This is a genomic window from Brevundimonas sp. A19_0, from assembly GCF_017744255.1.
GTDB lineage: Bacteria > Pseudomonadota > Alphaproteobacteria > Caulobacterales > Caulobacteraceae > Brevundimonas.
Genome location: NZ_JAGHQP010000003.1, coordinates 1 through 15,195, shown reverse-complemented (window position 1 = coordinate 15,195; position 15,195 = coordinate 1). Strand labels below are relative to the sequence as shown.

Sequence of the window (15,195 nt, the reverse complement as noted above, 5' to 3'; positions counted from 1 at the left end):
CGCCCGCGAAGCATGGCACACCCGGTCAAGGACCGGAGACGACCATGCCTGATACCGCCCCTCATCACGCCAACCCCATCCCCAACATCCTGACGGGCATCCGCCTGGCGGCCGGGGTGGTGATGTTCCTGATCCTGGCCGGGGCGGCTCCGCAGGGGTTGCCGTTCCTCCCCGCTGACTTCCTCAGCCCGAGTGATCAGTTCCGTTTCGCGCGGACGGCTTTCGTCATCTTTATCGTGGCCGCGTCGACGGACTGGGTGGATGGCTTCCTCGCCCGGCGCTGGCAGGCCACCACGCGTTGGGGCGCTATCCTTGATCCGATTGCCGACAAGGTGCTGATCACCGGCGCCATCCTCGGCGTGCTTGCGTGGGGGTCGGTGCCCCAGGCGGCCATCCCCTGTGGCCTGATCCTGTTCCGCGAATTCGCCGTATCGGCCTTGCGCGAGACCGTCGCCGGGAAGGTCAAACTGCCCGTCACCCTGCTAGCCAAGTGGAAGACGGCTCTTCAGATGGTCGCGCTCGCCGCCCTGCAGCTTGCCCTTGCCCCCCTTTGGGAAGGCTTCGGATTGCCGTTCGAATGGCTGCCGGCCTTCCAGGTTTGCGCCTATGTGCTGCTGTGGATCGCGGCCCTGGTTACCCTCTGGACCGGCTGGCAATATTTCTCCAAGGCCCGGCAGAAGATGGCGCACCTTTAGGGCGTGGGCAGCTGGCGGTAGGACACCCCTACTGCCTACTGCCTACTGCCTACTGCCTACTGCCTACTGCCTACTGCCTATTCCCTACTGCCCTATTCGACCCCCAGCTCGGCCAACAGGCCGTCCATGCCATAGACGTCCCGCAGGGCCACGGTGATGGCGCCGGTCGTGACGATCACGCTGCGGTTGACCTTGGGGTCATAGCCGTAGGCGTTGCGCTGGGTCAGCACGGTCGAGTCGAAATTCGCCCCGATGATCTCGCCCCGAGCATTGATGGCGGGCGAGCCCGATGAACCGCCGATGGTGTCGGTCGAGACCGACATGTCCAGCACGGTCGTTGGGTCGATCCGGTCGCGCGCGGCCAGCAGCTTGGGCGCCACATCGAACGGCGGGGCGCCGGTCGCCCGGTCCCACAGTCCGCCGAAGGTGGTGAAGGGCTCGACCGTCGTGCCCTGATAGGTCCAGCCCTCGATTCGACCCCAGGTCAGACGCAGGGTGCCGGTCGCATCGGGATAGACGCTGTCGCCATAGGCGGCGAAGCGGGCGGCGGCCAGATCCTCGGACGCCTGGGCGGTCGGGGCCTCGACGGAGTCCTCCCACTCGGCGCGGACAGCGCGGGTGACGCCCTGGATCGACAGCACATAGCGGATCAGCGGATCGTCCGAGGCCATGATGGCCGGCAGACCGCCTTCCCACAGGCCCTTGCGCACCGCCGGATCGGCCAGGGTGGTGCCCGAGATCAGACGCTCGGACAGACCTTCGGGCGACTCGCGGCCCAGCAGCTCGCGCACGCGGGGATCATCGACGGTCAGCCACTCGCGCGTCTTGGACAGCCACCATTCCATCCGCACCTGTTCGAGGTCGGCATAGACAGGCCGGTCGGCCAGCAGGCGGGATTCCAGACCGGCCAGACGCCCGTCGCCATATTCGGGCAGCCGCTCGGCCGACGGCTTCTCGCGCTCCTGCGCCGCGCGCACCAGCGCCTCGGCCCAGCCGTAGAGGGTCGAGCCGCCGCCCGAGCGGGCGACCACGAGGGTGTAGGCCGGATAGAGGCGACGCACGTCCTCCTGCACCGCCGACAGGGTCGCCCAAGGGTCGGCGCCCCCGGCCGCCGTGTGGGCCGCCAGCCAGTCGGTCGAGCGCGCGCGGAAGTCGGCTTCCTGCTCGGCCTTGGCGGCCATGAAATCGGCGTCGATCAGCGCCTTCATCCGGCCGATGCCGCGCTTGTAGCTGTTCTCGAGGCCGACCAGCGGATCCATGACGATGAAGGCGTTCTCGTCGCTCTCGGCCCCGAAGCGGATCATCCGCCCGCGCAGTTCGGACATGATCAGCTGGTCCAGCGGCAGCATGACGTCGCGCACGGTCAGCAGCTGGTCCATGGTCAGCAGGCGCTGGGTCGAACCCGGGCTGCCCGAGACGAACACCGGCTCGCCGGCCGTCGGACGGTTCGGGTTCCAGGTGAAGTGGGTCGGCGTCTCGACCGGCTTGCCGTCCTCGTACAGGCGGATGAAGGCCGCATCGATGGCGAAGCGCGGGAAGTTGAAGTTGTCGAGGTCACCGCCGAAGGTCGCGGCGCGATCCTCCGGCGCGAACGCCAGCCGCACATCGGTGTAGCGGCGATAGCTGTACAGCTTGAACTGGCCGCCCCGGTACAGCGACACCACCTGGCAGCGGCGCTTCGGCTGGTCGGCGCAATATTCGGCCTCGATAGCCGCGGCCTCGGCGTCGCGGGCCCGGTTGAAGGCCTGACCGGTCAGGCCGCGTCCGGCCGCATGCATGCGCTCGGTCACGTCCGTGATGTCCATCAGGATTTCGGCCGAGGCGCCGGGGCAGCGCAGCTCGTCCTCGCGCGTGGCAGGGGTAAAGCCGGTCTCGGCATAGTTGATGGCCGGCGTCGACAGCTGGGCGACGCAGCTGGCCACGCAGTGGTTGTTGGTCAAGACCAGCCCCTCACCCGACACCACGCCGGCCGAGCACCCGCCGAACTTGACCGAACTGCGCTGCACGCGGTCCAGCCAGGCCTGGTCGATGGCCGTGCCGAGGGCGGCATTTACCCGGGCGATGGGGAAGTTGTCGAAGGTCCACATCCCCTCGCCCGCCTGGGCGGACGAGGGAAGGGCGGCGAGAGCCAGAACAGCCGCAGACGCGGCGAGCGCAAGGTGACGCATGAGGAGGTCTCCGGTCCGGATCAGCTGACGCCCAGCTCGCGCAGCAGCGCAGGCTGGTTGTAGACGACCCGGAGGGCCTCGGTGATGGCGGCGGTCGAGACCGTCACCGTCCGGTTGAGATTTCCGTCATAGCCGAACGACCCACCCAGCGAGTGGATGTTGCCATCGAAGGCGGCGCCGATCACCTCGCCCCGGGCGTTGATCACGGGCGAGCCCGAGTTGCCGCCGATGATGTCGTTGGTCGAGACGAAGTCATAGACGGTGTTCGGGTCGATCCGGTCGCGGGCCGCGAGGAAGCGCGGGGCCGCATTGAACGGCTCGGAACCGGTCGCCCGGTCGAACAGTCCGCCCATATAGGTGAAGGGCGGGATGTCCACACCGCGATAGCTCCAGCCCTTCACCTGGCCGTAGCTGAGGCGCAGCGAGAAGGTCGCGTCGGGATACTGGTTGGTGCCATAGACGGCGAAACGGGCCTGGGCGATGCGCTCGGCCGCCTGGGCGGTCGGCACGGTCACCTGCTCTTCCCAGGCCGCGGCCGCTGCCTGGGCCATGTCGTTATTGGCGATGATCAAGGCCAGCAGCGGATCGGCGGCGGCCAGTTCCTCAGGCGTCATCATCACGGCCTGACGACGGAACTCCGGGTCGGTCAGGCGGGTGTTGGCGATCAGCCGCTCGGCCAGCGCCTCGGGGCTTTCCTTGCCCAGCAGCGCCTTCACCGCCGGGCTGTCGACCGTCAGATACTCGCGCGTCTTGGACAGCCAGAAGGTCAGCTGGATCTCCTCGATGCCTTCATAGATCGGCATTTCAGCGCCGACCCGGTCGGCAAAGCCGGCCAGCTGGGCCTCGCTGATGGTGCTGCCGGGGGCGGTGCGAGCGATACCGGCCCGAGCGATGGCGCGACCGATGGCATAGAGGGTCGAGCCCCCGCCGGCGCGGGCTTCCAGCTGATAGTAGGGCAGAAACAGGTCGCGGGCCGCGACGTTGACGGCCTCCAGCTCGGCCCACGGGTCACCGATGCTCTGGGCCAGCGCCGGGTCGGCCGCCACGGCGGCGCGCAACTCGGCCTCTTCCTCGCGCTTGGTGGCCATGAAGGCCGGGTCCAGCAGGGCCTGCTGCTGGCCGAACCAGACCTTGAAGCTGTTTTCGAGGCCGAAGATGGTGTCGACCGAGACCCGCTTGGCCTCCTCGTCGGTCATCGAATAGTTCAGCAGACGGCCGCGCAGTTCCGACCCCTGGATCAGTTGCAGCGGCAGCTGCTGGTCACGCAGGCGCTCCAGCTGGGCCACAGTGAGCAGGCGCTGGGTCGAGCCGGGGTTGCCCGAAACGAAGGTCACCTCGCCTTCCCTGGGCGCGTTCGGATTCCAGGTCAGGTGATTGGGCGTGACGGCCGGCTTGCCGTCCTCATAGGCGCGCAGGAATCCGGCATCCAGCGCATAGCGGGGGAAGTTGAAGTTGTCCGGGTCGCCACCGAAGAAGGCCGCCTGGAACTCGGGCGCGAACACCAGACGCACATCGTCATAGCGGCGGAATTTGTAGAGGGCGTACTGGCCCCCGCGATAGAAGCTGATGACCTGGCAGTTCAGCTTCTCGTCCCCGGCGCAGGCCTCGCGCTGGATGGCCTGGATCTCGGCGGTGCGCGCCTGGCTGAAGGCCTGACCGCTGAGGCCCGCGCCGGCCGCCAGCACCCGGTCGGTCACATCGACGATCTCCATCAGCACATCGGCGGTCTGGCCGGGGCAGGTCTTTTCTTCCTCGCGGTTGGCCGTGGTCCAGCCCTTCTGGACATAGTCGTTCTCGGCGGTCGACAGTTCCTGCACGCACGACACCACACAGTGATGGTTGGTCAGGATCAGACCCTCGTCCGACACGAACGAGGCCGAGCAGCCCTGCAGGCGCACCGAGGCCAGACGCACCCGGTCCAGCCAGGCCTGGTCGATATTGGTGCCGTACTGGGCGTTGACCTTGTCGATCGGGAAGTTGTCGAAGGTCCACATCCCCTCTTCGGCCTGCACAGGCGTACCGGGCGCGAACGTCAGGGCGGCGCCCAGTCCAAGGGCGGCAAGCGAGGCGGTCACCGTGGCGGCGAGGCGAAGCGAACGGAGTTTCATGGGGTATCTTCCTGGATCGAGTCCGGCCCGGCAGGCCGTTCTGGCGGCAGAGTTAAACCGCCCGGGGGCCTGTCGTCCATGCCGTTCACGGCCCGGTGATCGCCGGACCGCGTTATCGACCCTTACCCCGATTTAACTTGGCCCCGGGACGGATGGCCTTCAGAACCGGCTCAACGTCAGGGGTTTGGCACCACATATGTCGCTTGCACTTTCCACACTGCTTTTTGAATGGCGCCGCTATATGGCCGCCGTGATGGCGCTCGCGCTGTCGGGCCTGCTGGTGCTGGCCATGACCGGGGTGTTCATCGGCATCGGCAAGGGCTTCACGGCCCAGATCGAGCGCTCGAACGCCGACATCATGGTCCTGCGCCCGGGCGCCACCAGCCTGATCAGCGGACCGTCGGGCGTGCCGCGCCGCTTCATCCCGCTTGTCTATAACCACGCCGAAGTGGTCGAGGTTCAGCCGCTGGACGGTGCCGGCGGCAGCTTCCAGTCGGTCAAGGACGTGGACCCCACGGCCAGCCAGGCTGACCGGGCCCGTCAGGGCGCGCCACGCCAGCAGTTCGTCTCGGCCCGCATCATCGATACCGCGCCCGGCTCGGTGACCATTCCGACCGACTATTCGCAGGCGCTCGTGGATGCCCTGCGCCAGCCCTATACCGTCGCGGTCGACGAGACGGCGCTCAAGACCCTCGGGGTCAAGCTGGGCGACAAGGCCCTCTATAACGGCCAGACCGTGACCGTGATCGCCGTGACGCGCGGCTATCCCAATATGATGCAGCCGACCATCATCATGAGCCGCGACACCCTGCGCATGCTGGGTCAGGCCGACACCGGCCCGCGCGTCGGCCCGCTGATGGTCAAGATCAAGGACCCCTCGCGCGCCGCCATCGTCGCCGCCCAGTTGAACGCCGCCGGCAACGGCCAATGGCAGGCCTGGACGCGTCAGGAACTGGCCGATGCCAATGCCGGCGCCATGTTCGAGGAAGGCATTCTGGTCATCATCATCGGCGGCTGTGTGGTGCTGGGCACCATCATCGGCGTGGCCATCACCTGGCAGACCCTGCGCGGCGCCATCATGGCCAACATCAAGGAGTTCGCCTCGCTGCGCGCCCTCGGCGTCGGCATGGGATCGCTGCGCCGTATTGTCATGGAGCTGAGCTTCTGGGTCGGCCTGGTCGGTGTGGGGGCCGCCATCTTCCTCACCTGGCTGGTCCAGATGCTGGCCATGGCCAATGCCGTCATCATCGCCCTGCCCCCCAGCCTGCTGATCGTGGTGGGCGGCGGACTGGTCGTCATCGCCATGCTGTCGGGCCTGCTCTCGATGGGCGTCCTCAAGAACAGCCAACCCGCGGACCTGCTGCGATGAACGCCACCAAGACACACGGCAAGCACGGCGACTTCGCGATCGAGGCCAAGGGCCTGGTCAAGCGGTTCAAGTCGGGCAAGTCCTATATCGAAGTGCTCAAGAACGTCGATTTCGACGCCCGCCACGGCGACCTGACCATGGTCATGGGGCCGTCGGGTTCGGGCAAGTCGACCCTGATCGCCGCCCTGTCGGGTCTGCTGCGCCCTGAGGAGGGGCGGGTGGATGCGCTGGACGTCGACGACCTGTGGAAGATGTCCTCGGGCAAGATCGACAAGTTCCGGCTGGACCACTGCGGCTTCATCTTCCAGGGGTTCAACCTGTTCCCGGCCCTGTCGGCCCTGCAGCAGGTCGAGATCGTGCTGAAGTTCCAGGGCCTGTCCAAGTCGCAGGCGCGCAAGCAGGCGCGGATCAGCCTGGAGGAAGTGGGTCTGGGCCATCGCCTGAACCAGCGTCCCGCCATCCTGTCGGGCGGCGAGAAGCAGCGCGTCGCCATCGCCCGCGCCCTCGCCAAGAACCCCAAGATCCTGTTCGCCGACGAACCGACCTCGGCCCTCGACGGCGAGAACGGACAGCTGGTCATCCAGTTGCTGCGTCGCGCCGCCACCCAGCACGGGGCCGCCGTGATCTGCGTGACCCACGACCCGCGCCTCGAGGCCTGGGCCGACCGGGTCATCAAGATCGAGGACGGCATCATCATCTCCGATGAGCGTCGGATTCCCGACCCCAACGCCGCCCTTGCCCACCACTGATTGGGCCCACCACTAACCTTCTCTCAGAGACCGAAAGACCGTCATGCCCGCCTTCCTCAAGAATAAATGGCTCTGGATCGGCCTTGTCGTCATCGTCGTGGTCATCGTCGGCTTCATGATGATGCAGGGCGCCAACAAGGCCAAAAAGGCCGAGCTCGAACAGGCCGCCGCGAGTGCGCCTGAAAGCCCCTATGCGGCCGTCGCCAACGGCAAGGCCGATGTCGAGGGCGGCATCATCCAGGTGGCGGCCCGTCGCGGCGGCGTGGTCAAGGCCGTCTATGTCGAGGAAGGCGATCGCGTCACCGCCGGCCAGATCCTGGCCCGTCAGGAAGACGACGAGCCGCGCCTGGCCGTTCAGCGCGCCCAGGCCGAGGTCGCCCAGGCCCGCAGCCAGCTGGCGACCCTCCAGGTCGATGTGAATGCCGCCCGCCGCGAATATGCGCGCACGCAGCAACTGGCCGACAGCAACTATATCGCCGCCCAGCGTCTGGATCAGGCGCGCGACGAGGTCGCCGCCGCCGAGGCCCGTCTGGCCAGCCAGCAGGCCACGGTGCGCACCGTGCAGGCCCGTCTGGCCGAGGCCGAGTACAACCTTGAACTGACCGTCATCCGCGCCCCGATGAGCGGCCGGATCGTGCGTCGCTATGCCAACCCGGGCGCCGGTGCCTCGACCCTGAACGTCTCGACCATGTTCGACCTCGAACCCGACGCCCCGCGCATCATCCGCGCCGAGATCGTCGAGGCCGACATCCCCAACATCTCGATCGGTCAGGCCGTCGAGATCAGCCCCGAAGGCGACCCCTCCAAGGTCTATGTCGGTCGGGTGCTGCGTCGCGCCGCCGTCTTCGGTGCCCGCAAGCTGGCCTCGGACGACCCCTCGCAGCGGTCTGACGAGCGGGTGGTCGAGGTGGTCGTCGCCTATGACGAGGCCCCGCTGCTGATCGGTCAGCGCGTGCTGGTCAAGTTCATGAAGCCGGGTGAGACCGCCGGCGCCCCGCGTGACACCCAGGTCGGCGTCGGCCCCAACCGCGCCATGCAGCAGCCGACCAAGGCGGGCTGATCCCCTATGCCCCGGTGAAGGTACCGGGGCGCTTTTCCAGTGCGGCGGCCACGCCCTCGGCGTGGTCGTCCGTTATATGGGCCAGGGCCTGCATGGCGGCGGTCATCTCGAGGATCTGGTCGAAGGTCAGGTCCCGTCCCTGACGGAGCAGGCTCTTGGTCATGCGCAGGGCCTGGGGCGGCTGGGCGGCGATCTCTCCGGCCAGCGCCATCGCCGCCTCCATCACGGTGTCGGCGGGCACCACGCGGTTGACCAGCCCCCACTCCAGCGCCGTCGCCGCATCGATCGAGCGCGCCGTGAACAGCAGCTCGGCGGCCCGCGCATAGCCGACGTTGCGCGGCAGCAGCCAGGCCCCACCGTCGCCCGGCAGGATCCCCAGCTTCAGGAAGGGCGCGCCAAAGCTGGCCGCCTCGGACGCGATGCGGATGTCGCCCAGACCGGCAATGTCGCCGCCCAGTCCCATGGCGGGCCCGTTGACCGCGGTCACCAGCGGCACTTCCAGATCGTAGAGACTGCGCACGATGCGGTGGACCACCCGGCGATAGCGTTCGCGGATAGCGGTGCCCGGCCCTTCGAACAGGTCGCGCCGGTCGCGCATGGCCTTGAGGTCCCCGCCGGCCGAAAAGGCCCGCCCTGCCCCCGTCAGCACCACGACCCTCACGGCCGGGTCGGCATTGACCGCCTCGCAAGCCTCGGCAAAGGCGTCGCCGTCGCCCAGGTCCGGCAGGGCGTTCAGCCGCTCGGGGCGGTTCAGCGTCCAGACCTCGATCGCGCCCTCGCGTCGCCGCTCGATCAGTCCTGCCATGATCCGTTCCCTGCGCCGGAATTGAAAAACCCCGGCCCTTTTCGGGTCCGGGGTCTTCAGATGCAAGCCGGCGAGAGCCGCCGGGGGCGGGCCTGACGGATCAGGCGCGCTTCTTGATCGGATAGGGCACGAAGTTCGACGGGTGGCTGACCACACGGTCGCCCGCGCCGTTCGTGTTGCGCGTGTTCACCAGAAGCCCGCCCCACAGGGCAAAGGACATCATGGCGTGCTGGAGGTTTTTCTCTTTCCTGTTCATGGTGGCGTCTCCTTTCGCAGAACGATGAAAAGAGACACGTCGTGCTCGCAGGGGTTTTCACCCTCTCAGTCGTTTCGCGTCGTAAACATGAAACGACAGTTTTGTGACGAACGCAAGTTTTTTCGTCTGCTAGCGGAGTATATTTTCGGCATATGTCATATTCAGCCCCGCCGCCTGATGGCCCGCCCCGGCCGATCCGCACGCCCTGCATTCAGGTCTGTACGGTCGATGGCGCCTCGGGCCTGTGCCTTGGCTGCCTGCGGACCTTGCCGGAGATCGCCACCTGGAGCCGGATGGACGAGGCCGCCCGCGAGGCGATCCTGAAGGACCTGCCCGGTCGCGTCTCGAAGCTGGACCCCGCCTTTCGCGACATCGTCCCGCGCTAACCTTTCGTCAGCCATGACGATTCACCGCATCCCAAGGTCCATCCCCTAGACCGGTCTCCTGACAGCCGCAGAAGCGGCGAGTAACGACGGGTGTCCGAGTGAGTATCGACATGTCCGGCAGCGTGTCCGGAAGCGCCGTTCTGGCAGCAGCGGTGGGAACCTCCCTTCTGGCGGCCTGGGGTTTCGGGGCCTTCAGCGACCGTTCGGCCCAGGCGGCCCAGCCGGTGCCGGTGGTCCGCTCCACCGAAGCTGCCACCCCCATTCCCAGAGGATCTGACGGCCACTACTGGGCGCGCGCCCAGGTCGCAGGCCAGCCGGTCGCCCTGCTGGTCGACACCGGCGCGGCCGCCATCGTTTTGCGCTCGGCAGATGCCCGGGTGCTGGGCCTGAACCCCGAGAGCCTCGACTACAGTATGGCGATCCGCACCGCCTCGGGCATGGCCCAGGCCGCCGAGATCACCCTGTCCAGCGTGACGGTGGCGGGTGTGGAGATGCGCGATGTCGCCGCCCTGGTCGTTCAGGGGGACCTGCCCCACTCATTGCTGGGCATGAGCTTCCTCGGTCGTCTGTCCGGCTTCGAGGCCACGCCCGAGGGTCTGGTCCTCAAGCCCTAAAGGGCCTTCACCAGCACCGACAGCGCGGTCGCCATCAGATAGAGGGCGAACAGCCGCCGCAGCAGTCGCCGGTCCAGCCGGTGCGCCAGCCGCGCCCCGTAAGGCGCGACCAATGCGGTCAGTCCGCCGATCAGCAGGGCCGCAGGGACATTCACATAGCCGAGCGACAGGGGCGGCCGTCCCTCCGCCGACCAGCCGAACACGACAAAGCCGACGGTTGCCGCCGCTCCGATCGCCATGCCGAAGCCCGAGGCTGTCGCCACCGCCTGATGGATGGGTCGTCCGCACAGGGTCAGCATCAGGCCCCCGAAACTGCCCCCGCCGATCCCCATCAGGGCCGACAGTCCGCCGATGGCACTGCCCCAGATGCGCCGCGCCCAGCCGGTCGGCACCTCGGCCGCCAGCCGGAAGCGCTCTGGCAGCAGGCCCAGCTGGGCCGCGATCAGGGCGAGGAAGACGGCATAGATCCACGCCAGCTCCTGCATGGACACCAGACCGGCCAGAAAGGCGCTGACCAGCGCGCCCCCTCCGACCCAGGGCGTCCAGGTCTTCAGCACCTCCTCATCGACGGCCCCATGACTGCGGTGCGCGGTCAGCGACCGCCAGGACGTCAGCACAATGCTGAGAAGGGAACTGCCGATGGCCACATGCAGATTGGCCTCGCCGCCCAGACCCAGAAGCGCAAAGGCCCAGAACAGCACCGGCACGATGACCGTGCCGCCGCCGACCCCGAACAGACCTGCGATCAGGCCGGCGAACACCCCCGCTGCGGCCAGCCCGGCGATCAGGCTGACGATCTCGAGGGGAGTCAGGTCCACTAGGCGGCGGACTCCAGCCGGGCGGCCGCACGGGCCTCGGCCTCATGAACCGCTTCCAGCGCCCGGTCCAGCACCTCAAGCCCGGCGCCGGGCGCAAGGCTGTCGACCGTCAGGATGCGACGCCAGGTCCGCGCGCCCGGCCGCCCGTGCATCAGGCCCAGCATGTGTCGCGCCATGGCCGACAGATGCACGCCCTCTTCCAGACGCGCGGCCACATAGGGGCGATAGGCTTCAAGCGCCGCCTCGGCCGAACGGCCCTCGTCCTCGCCAAAGATCAGCGGGTCGACGCGGCCCAGCCCGGCCGGCTCGTGATAGGCGGTGCGACCCAGCATCACCCCGTCCAGCGCCACGCCGTCCTCGGGAACCAGCAGGTCGTGAGCCGCCTCGACCGAGGGGACGCCGCCGTTCAGCACCACGGTCAGTTCGGGCCGCTCGCGCTTCAGGCGGTGCACCAGTGAATAGTCCAGCGGCGGGATGTCCCGGTTCTCCTTGGGCGACAGTCCCTTCAGCCAGGCCATGCGCGCGTGCACGACGAAATGGCTGACCCCGGAGGCCACGCAGGCGTCCACCAGGGCGAACAGCGCCTGCTCGGGCACCTGGTCGTCCACGCCGATCCGGCATTTGACCGTGACGGGAAGGGGCACGGCTTCGGCCATCGCGGCCATGCAGTCGGCCACCAGTTGCGGTTCGCGCATCAGACAGGCGCCGAAGCGTCCCGACTGCACCCGGTCGGACGGACAGCCGACATTGAGGTTGATCTCGTCATAGCCGAACGGCAGGGCCGCCTGCGCCGCCTCGGCCAGGGCCGCCGGTTCGGAGCCGCCCAGCTGCAGGGCCACCGGCCCCACCTCCGGATCATGGGCCAGCAGGCGCGACCGGTCGCCGTGGATCACCGCGTCGGCGGTCACCATCTCGGTATAGAGCATGGCCCGGCGGGTCAGGGACCGGTGGAACGCCCGGCAGTGCCGGTCCGTCCAGTCCATCATCGGGGCCACGCTCAGCCTGTAGGCGGGGTGGGTCATGGCGGGGGCGAATACACGAAAAGCGCGGCCTGCGGAATCGCAGGGGCCTGCCTTGTTGTCGCCCCGTCACCGCCGCCGGGTCGCCTGCAGTTCGGCACGACTGAGGGGCGCCGGGCCCCGAAACACGGCGCCCGCGCGCGGTTCTGGTCCCCTCCCCGCCTTAGTTGCATCGCCCGTCCGATGCCGCTACCTTGTTCCTTGAGACCACTAGTCTTTGTTTTTCAAGGGCTTTGGTGAACCGGTTTTCGAAACCGGATCCGGGTTTCGCTCGTTAAGACAGTATGTCCAACCTCCCCGGAAGGAGCTTTTTTATGCGTATGTCCATTTTCGCCGCTGCATCCGCCGTCGCCCTCATGGCCGGCGCGGCCCACGCTGCCCCCGTCGTCGAAACACCCGCCATCGTCGCCCAGGACCCCGCGTTCACCGACGCGGAGCTGAAGCAATTCGGTATGGCGATGGATCAGCTGAGCGCCATTACGGCGCAGGTGCAGGGGGGTGCCCCCACCGACGAGCAACAGGCCCAGATGGCCGCTGCGGTACAGAACTCGGGCCTGACCATCGAACGCTTCAATGAAATCTCCAACGCCGTGAGCGCCGATCCGGTGCTTCAGGCGCGCGTCGCCGTTGCCATGGCCCCGCCCTCGCCGGCCGGCTCGATCGGCGCCGAGGTGTCCGATGAAGAACTGGCCGGATTCTCGGCGGCCATGGTCGAGCTGCGCGAGATCAGCGCGGGCATCGAAGGCGGTACGCCGACGGCCGAGCAGCAAAGCGCCATGGCCGAGGCTGTCGCGAACTCGGGCCTGACCATTGAGCGTTTCAACGCCATTTCGAACGCCGTTCCCTCGGATGAGGCGCTGCGCGCCCGCGTCCGTCTGGCGGACGCGCGCCGCGAGGCGGAAACCTCGGGCGCCCAATAAGCCCGACGATCCTGACGGATTGAAAACGGCGGTCCCTTACGGGGCCGCCGTTTTTTCGTCTGCGGCCAGCTCTTCCTCGTTGAGCAGCCGCCCCTCGCGGCGCGGGGTGACGTAGGGCGCCGGCTGGGGCGTCGGCATATTGCCCCGCATCAGGGCCCGCCCGGCCTGCAGCCCATCGGCCAGCTGCAGGGTCAGGCGCGCATCATCCCGCCGGCGTACATCCAGAATGGTGTCGCGGGCTTCCGCGTCCGACACGCCCAAGTCCTTCAGCACCTGCTCGCCGAACGCCAGGGCGGACTCGAAAGTCTCGCGGATCTGGTAGTCGACGCCCGCCTGGATCAGGCGCATAGAATGGCCGCGGTCATAGGCCCGCACAAACAGCTTCGTCAGCGGAAATTCGGAGCGGATCAGTTCCACGATCCGGTCGGCCTGTTCCGGCTTGTCGATACAGACCAGTACCGCCTCGGCCTTGTCCACGCCGGACGCCCGCAGCACGTCCAGCCGGGTGCCGTCACCGTAATAGACCTTGAAGCCGAACTTGCCCGCCGCCTGGATCATCTCGACGTCATTCTCGATGATCGACACATCGACATCGCGCGCCAGCAAGGGCTGTGACACCACCTGGGCAAAGCGGCCAAAGCCGATGATCAGCACCCGCTCGCGCAGGTTCTCGGCGCGCTCCACCCCATCCGCTGCTTCAGGGTCCAGCGTCTCCGCCGGCATGAACCGGCCCAGCAGCATGGTCGTCACCGGCGTCAGAACCATGGACAGGATGACGATGGCGGTCAGCGCGGCGCCGATCCGCACATCGAACAGGCCGACCGACCCCGCCGCCGCATAGAGGACGAAGGCGAACTCGCCGCCTTGCGCGAACAGCACGGCCCGCTCGACCGCCTCCCGCTCGCGCGCCCGGAACAGCCGCGCCACGCCATAGATGGCCACCGCCTTGACCGCCATGAAGGCAATCACGCCGCCAACCACCAGCTGCCAGTCGGCGATCACCACCCCGATATCCAGCGCCATGCCGACGCTCAGGAAGAACAGACCGAGCAGGATGGCGCGGAAGGGTTCGACGTCGGCCTCCAGCTGATGGCGGAAGGTCGACTCCGACAGCAGCACGCCCGCGAGAAACGCGCCCATGGCCATCGACAGCCCGCCCAGATTCATCACCCAGGCCGCGCCGACCACGACCAGCAGGGCGGCGGCCGTCATCACCTCGCGCCCGCCCCACCGGGCCAGCAGGCGGAACACCGGGTTCATGACAAAGCGCCCGGCCACCAGCACCGCCGTGATCGCCCCGACCGCCAGCCCGACCGTCTGCCACAGCGGCGGCCCCTGAACCGTATTCACGCCGGTCACCGAGGCCAGCACCGCCACCACGGCCAGCAGCGGCACAATGGCCAGGTCTTCCAGCAGCAGGATCGACACCGCGCGCTGGCCCGAGGGCGCAGCCATCTCGCCCCGCTCCTCCAGCATCTGCATGATCACGGCGGTCGAGCTCAGCACAAAGCCCATGGCCCCGACAAAGGCGACCGCGGGTGACAGCCCCAGCGCCAGCCCGGTCAGGGTCAGCAGCAGGCCGCAGGCCGCGACCTGGGCCGCGCCCAGACCGAAGATTTCCTTCCTCAGGGACCAGAGCCGCGAAGGTCGCATCTCCAGGCCGATGATGAACAGGAAGATCACCACCCCGAATTCGGCGACGTGCAGGATGGTTTCGGGCTCTGAAAACAGGCCGAGGCCAAAGGGGCCGATCGCCAGACCGGCGGCCAGATAGCCCAGCACCGAGCCCAGCCCCAGCTTGCGAAACACCGGCACGGCGATGACGCCCGCTGCCAACAGGGCCGCCGCATGGCCCAGATCCAATCCACTCGCTGCGTCTGCCATGCCCGCCCCTGACTGATCCTGACTCCCTAGCAGAGCGAACGGCGTCGTCACAATCTGGCCCCATAACCCACGGCTGAATGGGTGCCACAATCCGGGAGGGAGTCGTTATGAAGCCGAACCGTATCGCCGCCGTGGTCGTCAGCGGGTCGCTGATCCTGTCACTGTCGGGCCCGCCCGCCCTGGCCGTCCCCGCGCAGGATCCCGTGGTCGATGGCGAACCGACAGCCGCCGCCTGCGCGCCCTATGGCTTCGGCCTGACCACCCGGGTCGAGCGGAACTATGCCGGATCGCCAACGCCGCCCCCTCCCCCTCATCCTCCGCCGCCGCCGCCACCACCACCGGCC

General features: G+C 68.0%; 14 protein-coding genes and 1 pseudogene. 8 read left to right on the top strand and 7 right to left on the bottom strand.

Features of this window, described 5'->3' with window-relative positions; translation table 11 throughout:
- The first annotated feature begins 44 nt into the window (after positions 1-44).
- Positions 45-695: a CDP-diacylglycerol--glycerol-3-phosphate 3-phosphatidyltransferase gene (pgsA, locus tag J7346_RS04225; RefSeq protein ID WP_209118108.1), complete on the top strand. Its 651-nt coding sequence runs from the start codon at positions 45-47 to the stop codon at positions 693-695.
- A gap of 92 nt (positions 696-787) precedes the next feature.
- On the opposite strand, the gene J7346_RS04220 is transcribed toward pgsA, so the two are convergent.
- Positions 788-2,863 (bottom strand): S46 family peptidase, encoded by a 2,076-nt coding sequence (locus tag J7346_RS04220; protein WP_209118106.1) that lies wholly within the window; start codon positions 2,861-2,863, stop codon positions 788-790.
- Between the two features lie 20 nt (positions 2,864-2,883).
- A complete protein-coding gene (locus J7346_RS04215; RefSeq protein ID WP_209118104.1) occupies positions 2,884-4,971 on the bottom strand; it encodes a S46 family peptidase in 2,088 nt (695 codons plus the stop codon).
- Between the two features lie 196 nt (positions 4,972-5,167).
- Between J7346_RS04215 and J7346_RS04210 the strand changes: the two genes are divergently transcribed.
- From J7346_RS04210 to J7346_RS04200, 3 genes are read left to right on the top strand one after another with little or no spacing between them, the layout of a single operon-like run.
- Positions 5,168-6,340, top strand: a complete 1,173-nt coding sequence (locus J7346_RS04210) for an ABC transporter permease (protein WP_209118102.1) — start codon at positions 5,168-5,170, stop codon at positions 6,338-6,340.
- The gene (locus J7346_RS04205) at positions 6,337-7,089 is read left to right on the top strand and encodes an ABC transporter ATP-binding protein (RefSeq protein ID WP_209118100.1); all 753 of its coding nucleotides are present in this window, start codon (positions 6,337-6,339) and stop codon (positions 7,087-7,089) included. Before J7346_RS04210 ends, J7346_RS04205 begins: the two co-directional genes overlap by 4 nt.
- A 43-nt stretch (positions 7,090-7,132) precedes the next feature.
- A complete protein-coding gene (locus tag J7346_RS04200; protein WP_209118098.1) occupies positions 7,133-8,149 on the top strand; it encodes an efflux RND transporter periplasmic adaptor subunit in 1,017 nt (338 codons plus the stop codon).
- Positions 8,150-8,153: 4 nt separating this feature from the next.
- Here J7346_RS04200 and J7346_RS04195 read toward each other — a convergent pair whose 3' ends face one another.
- Positions 8,154-8,954 carry a crotonase/enoyl-CoA hydratase family protein gene (locus J7346_RS04195; RefSeq protein ID WP_209118096.1) on the bottom strand — a complete coding sequence of 267 codons (801 nt, stop codon included), beginning with the start codon at positions 8,952-8,954 and terminating at the stop codon, positions 8,154-8,156.
- Between the two features lie 100 nt (positions 8,955-9,054).
- Positions 9,055-9,210, bottom strand: coding sequence for a hypothetical protein (locus J7346_RS04190; RefSeq protein WP_209118094.1), 156 nt, complete (start codon positions 9,208-9,210; stop codon positions 9,055-9,057).
- A gap of 152 nt (positions 9,211-9,362) precedes the next feature.
- Here J7346_RS04190 and J7346_RS04185 point away from each other — a divergent pair, with 152 nt between their 5' ends.
- Positions 9,363-9,596, top strand: a complete 234-nt coding sequence (locus tag J7346_RS04185; protein WP_209118092.1) for a DUF1289 domain-containing protein — start codon at positions 9,363-9,365, stop codon at positions 9,594-9,596.
- A gap of 110 nt (positions 9,597-9,706) precedes the next feature.
- Positions 9,707-10,210, top strand: a complete 504-nt coding sequence (locus J7346_RS04180) for a TIGR02281 family clan AA aspartic protease (protein WP_209118090.1) — start codon at positions 9,707-9,709, stop codon at positions 10,208-10,210.
- Here the strand turns inward: J7346_RS04180 and J7346_RS04175 are convergent.
- Positions 10,207-11,028 carry a sulfite exporter TauE/SafE family protein gene (locus J7346_RS04175; protein ID WP_209118088.1) on the bottom strand — a complete coding sequence of 274 codons (822 nt, stop codon included), beginning with the start codon at positions 11,026-11,028 and terminating at the stop codon, positions 10,207-10,209. The genes J7346_RS04180 and J7346_RS04175 overlap by 4 nt on opposite strands.
- Entirely contained in the window at positions 11,028-12,050 is a 1,023-nt protein-coding gene (gene dusA / locus J7346_RS04170) for a tRNA dihydrouridine(20/20a) synthase DusA (protein ID WP_209118086.1), read from the bottom strand. Before dusA ends, J7346_RS04175 begins: the two co-directional genes overlap by 1 nt.
- 311 nt (positions 12,051-12,361) lie before the next feature.
- Here dusA and J7346_RS04165 point away from each other — a divergent pair, with 311 nt between their 5' ends.
- Entirely contained in the window at positions 12,362-12,967 is a 606-nt protein-coding gene (locus J7346_RS04165) for a DUF4168 domain-containing protein (RefSeq protein WP_209118084.1), read from the top strand.
- A 36-nt stretch (positions 12,968-13,003) separates the two neighbouring features.
- Here J7346_RS04165 and J7346_RS04160 read toward each other — a convergent pair whose 3' ends face one another.
- Positions 13,004-14,851, bottom strand: coding sequence for a monovalent cation:proton antiporter-2 (CPA2) family protein (locus J7346_RS04160; RefSeq protein ID WP_209118082.1), 1,848 nt, complete (start codon positions 14,849-14,851; stop codon positions 13,004-13,006).
- Between the two features lie 107 nt (positions 14,852-14,958).
- Between J7346_RS04160 and J7346_RS04155 the strand changes: the two are divergent.
- Positions 14,959-15,195 (top strand): annotated as a pseudogene (locus J7346_RS04155) (VWA domain-containing protein); the annotation flags it as partial.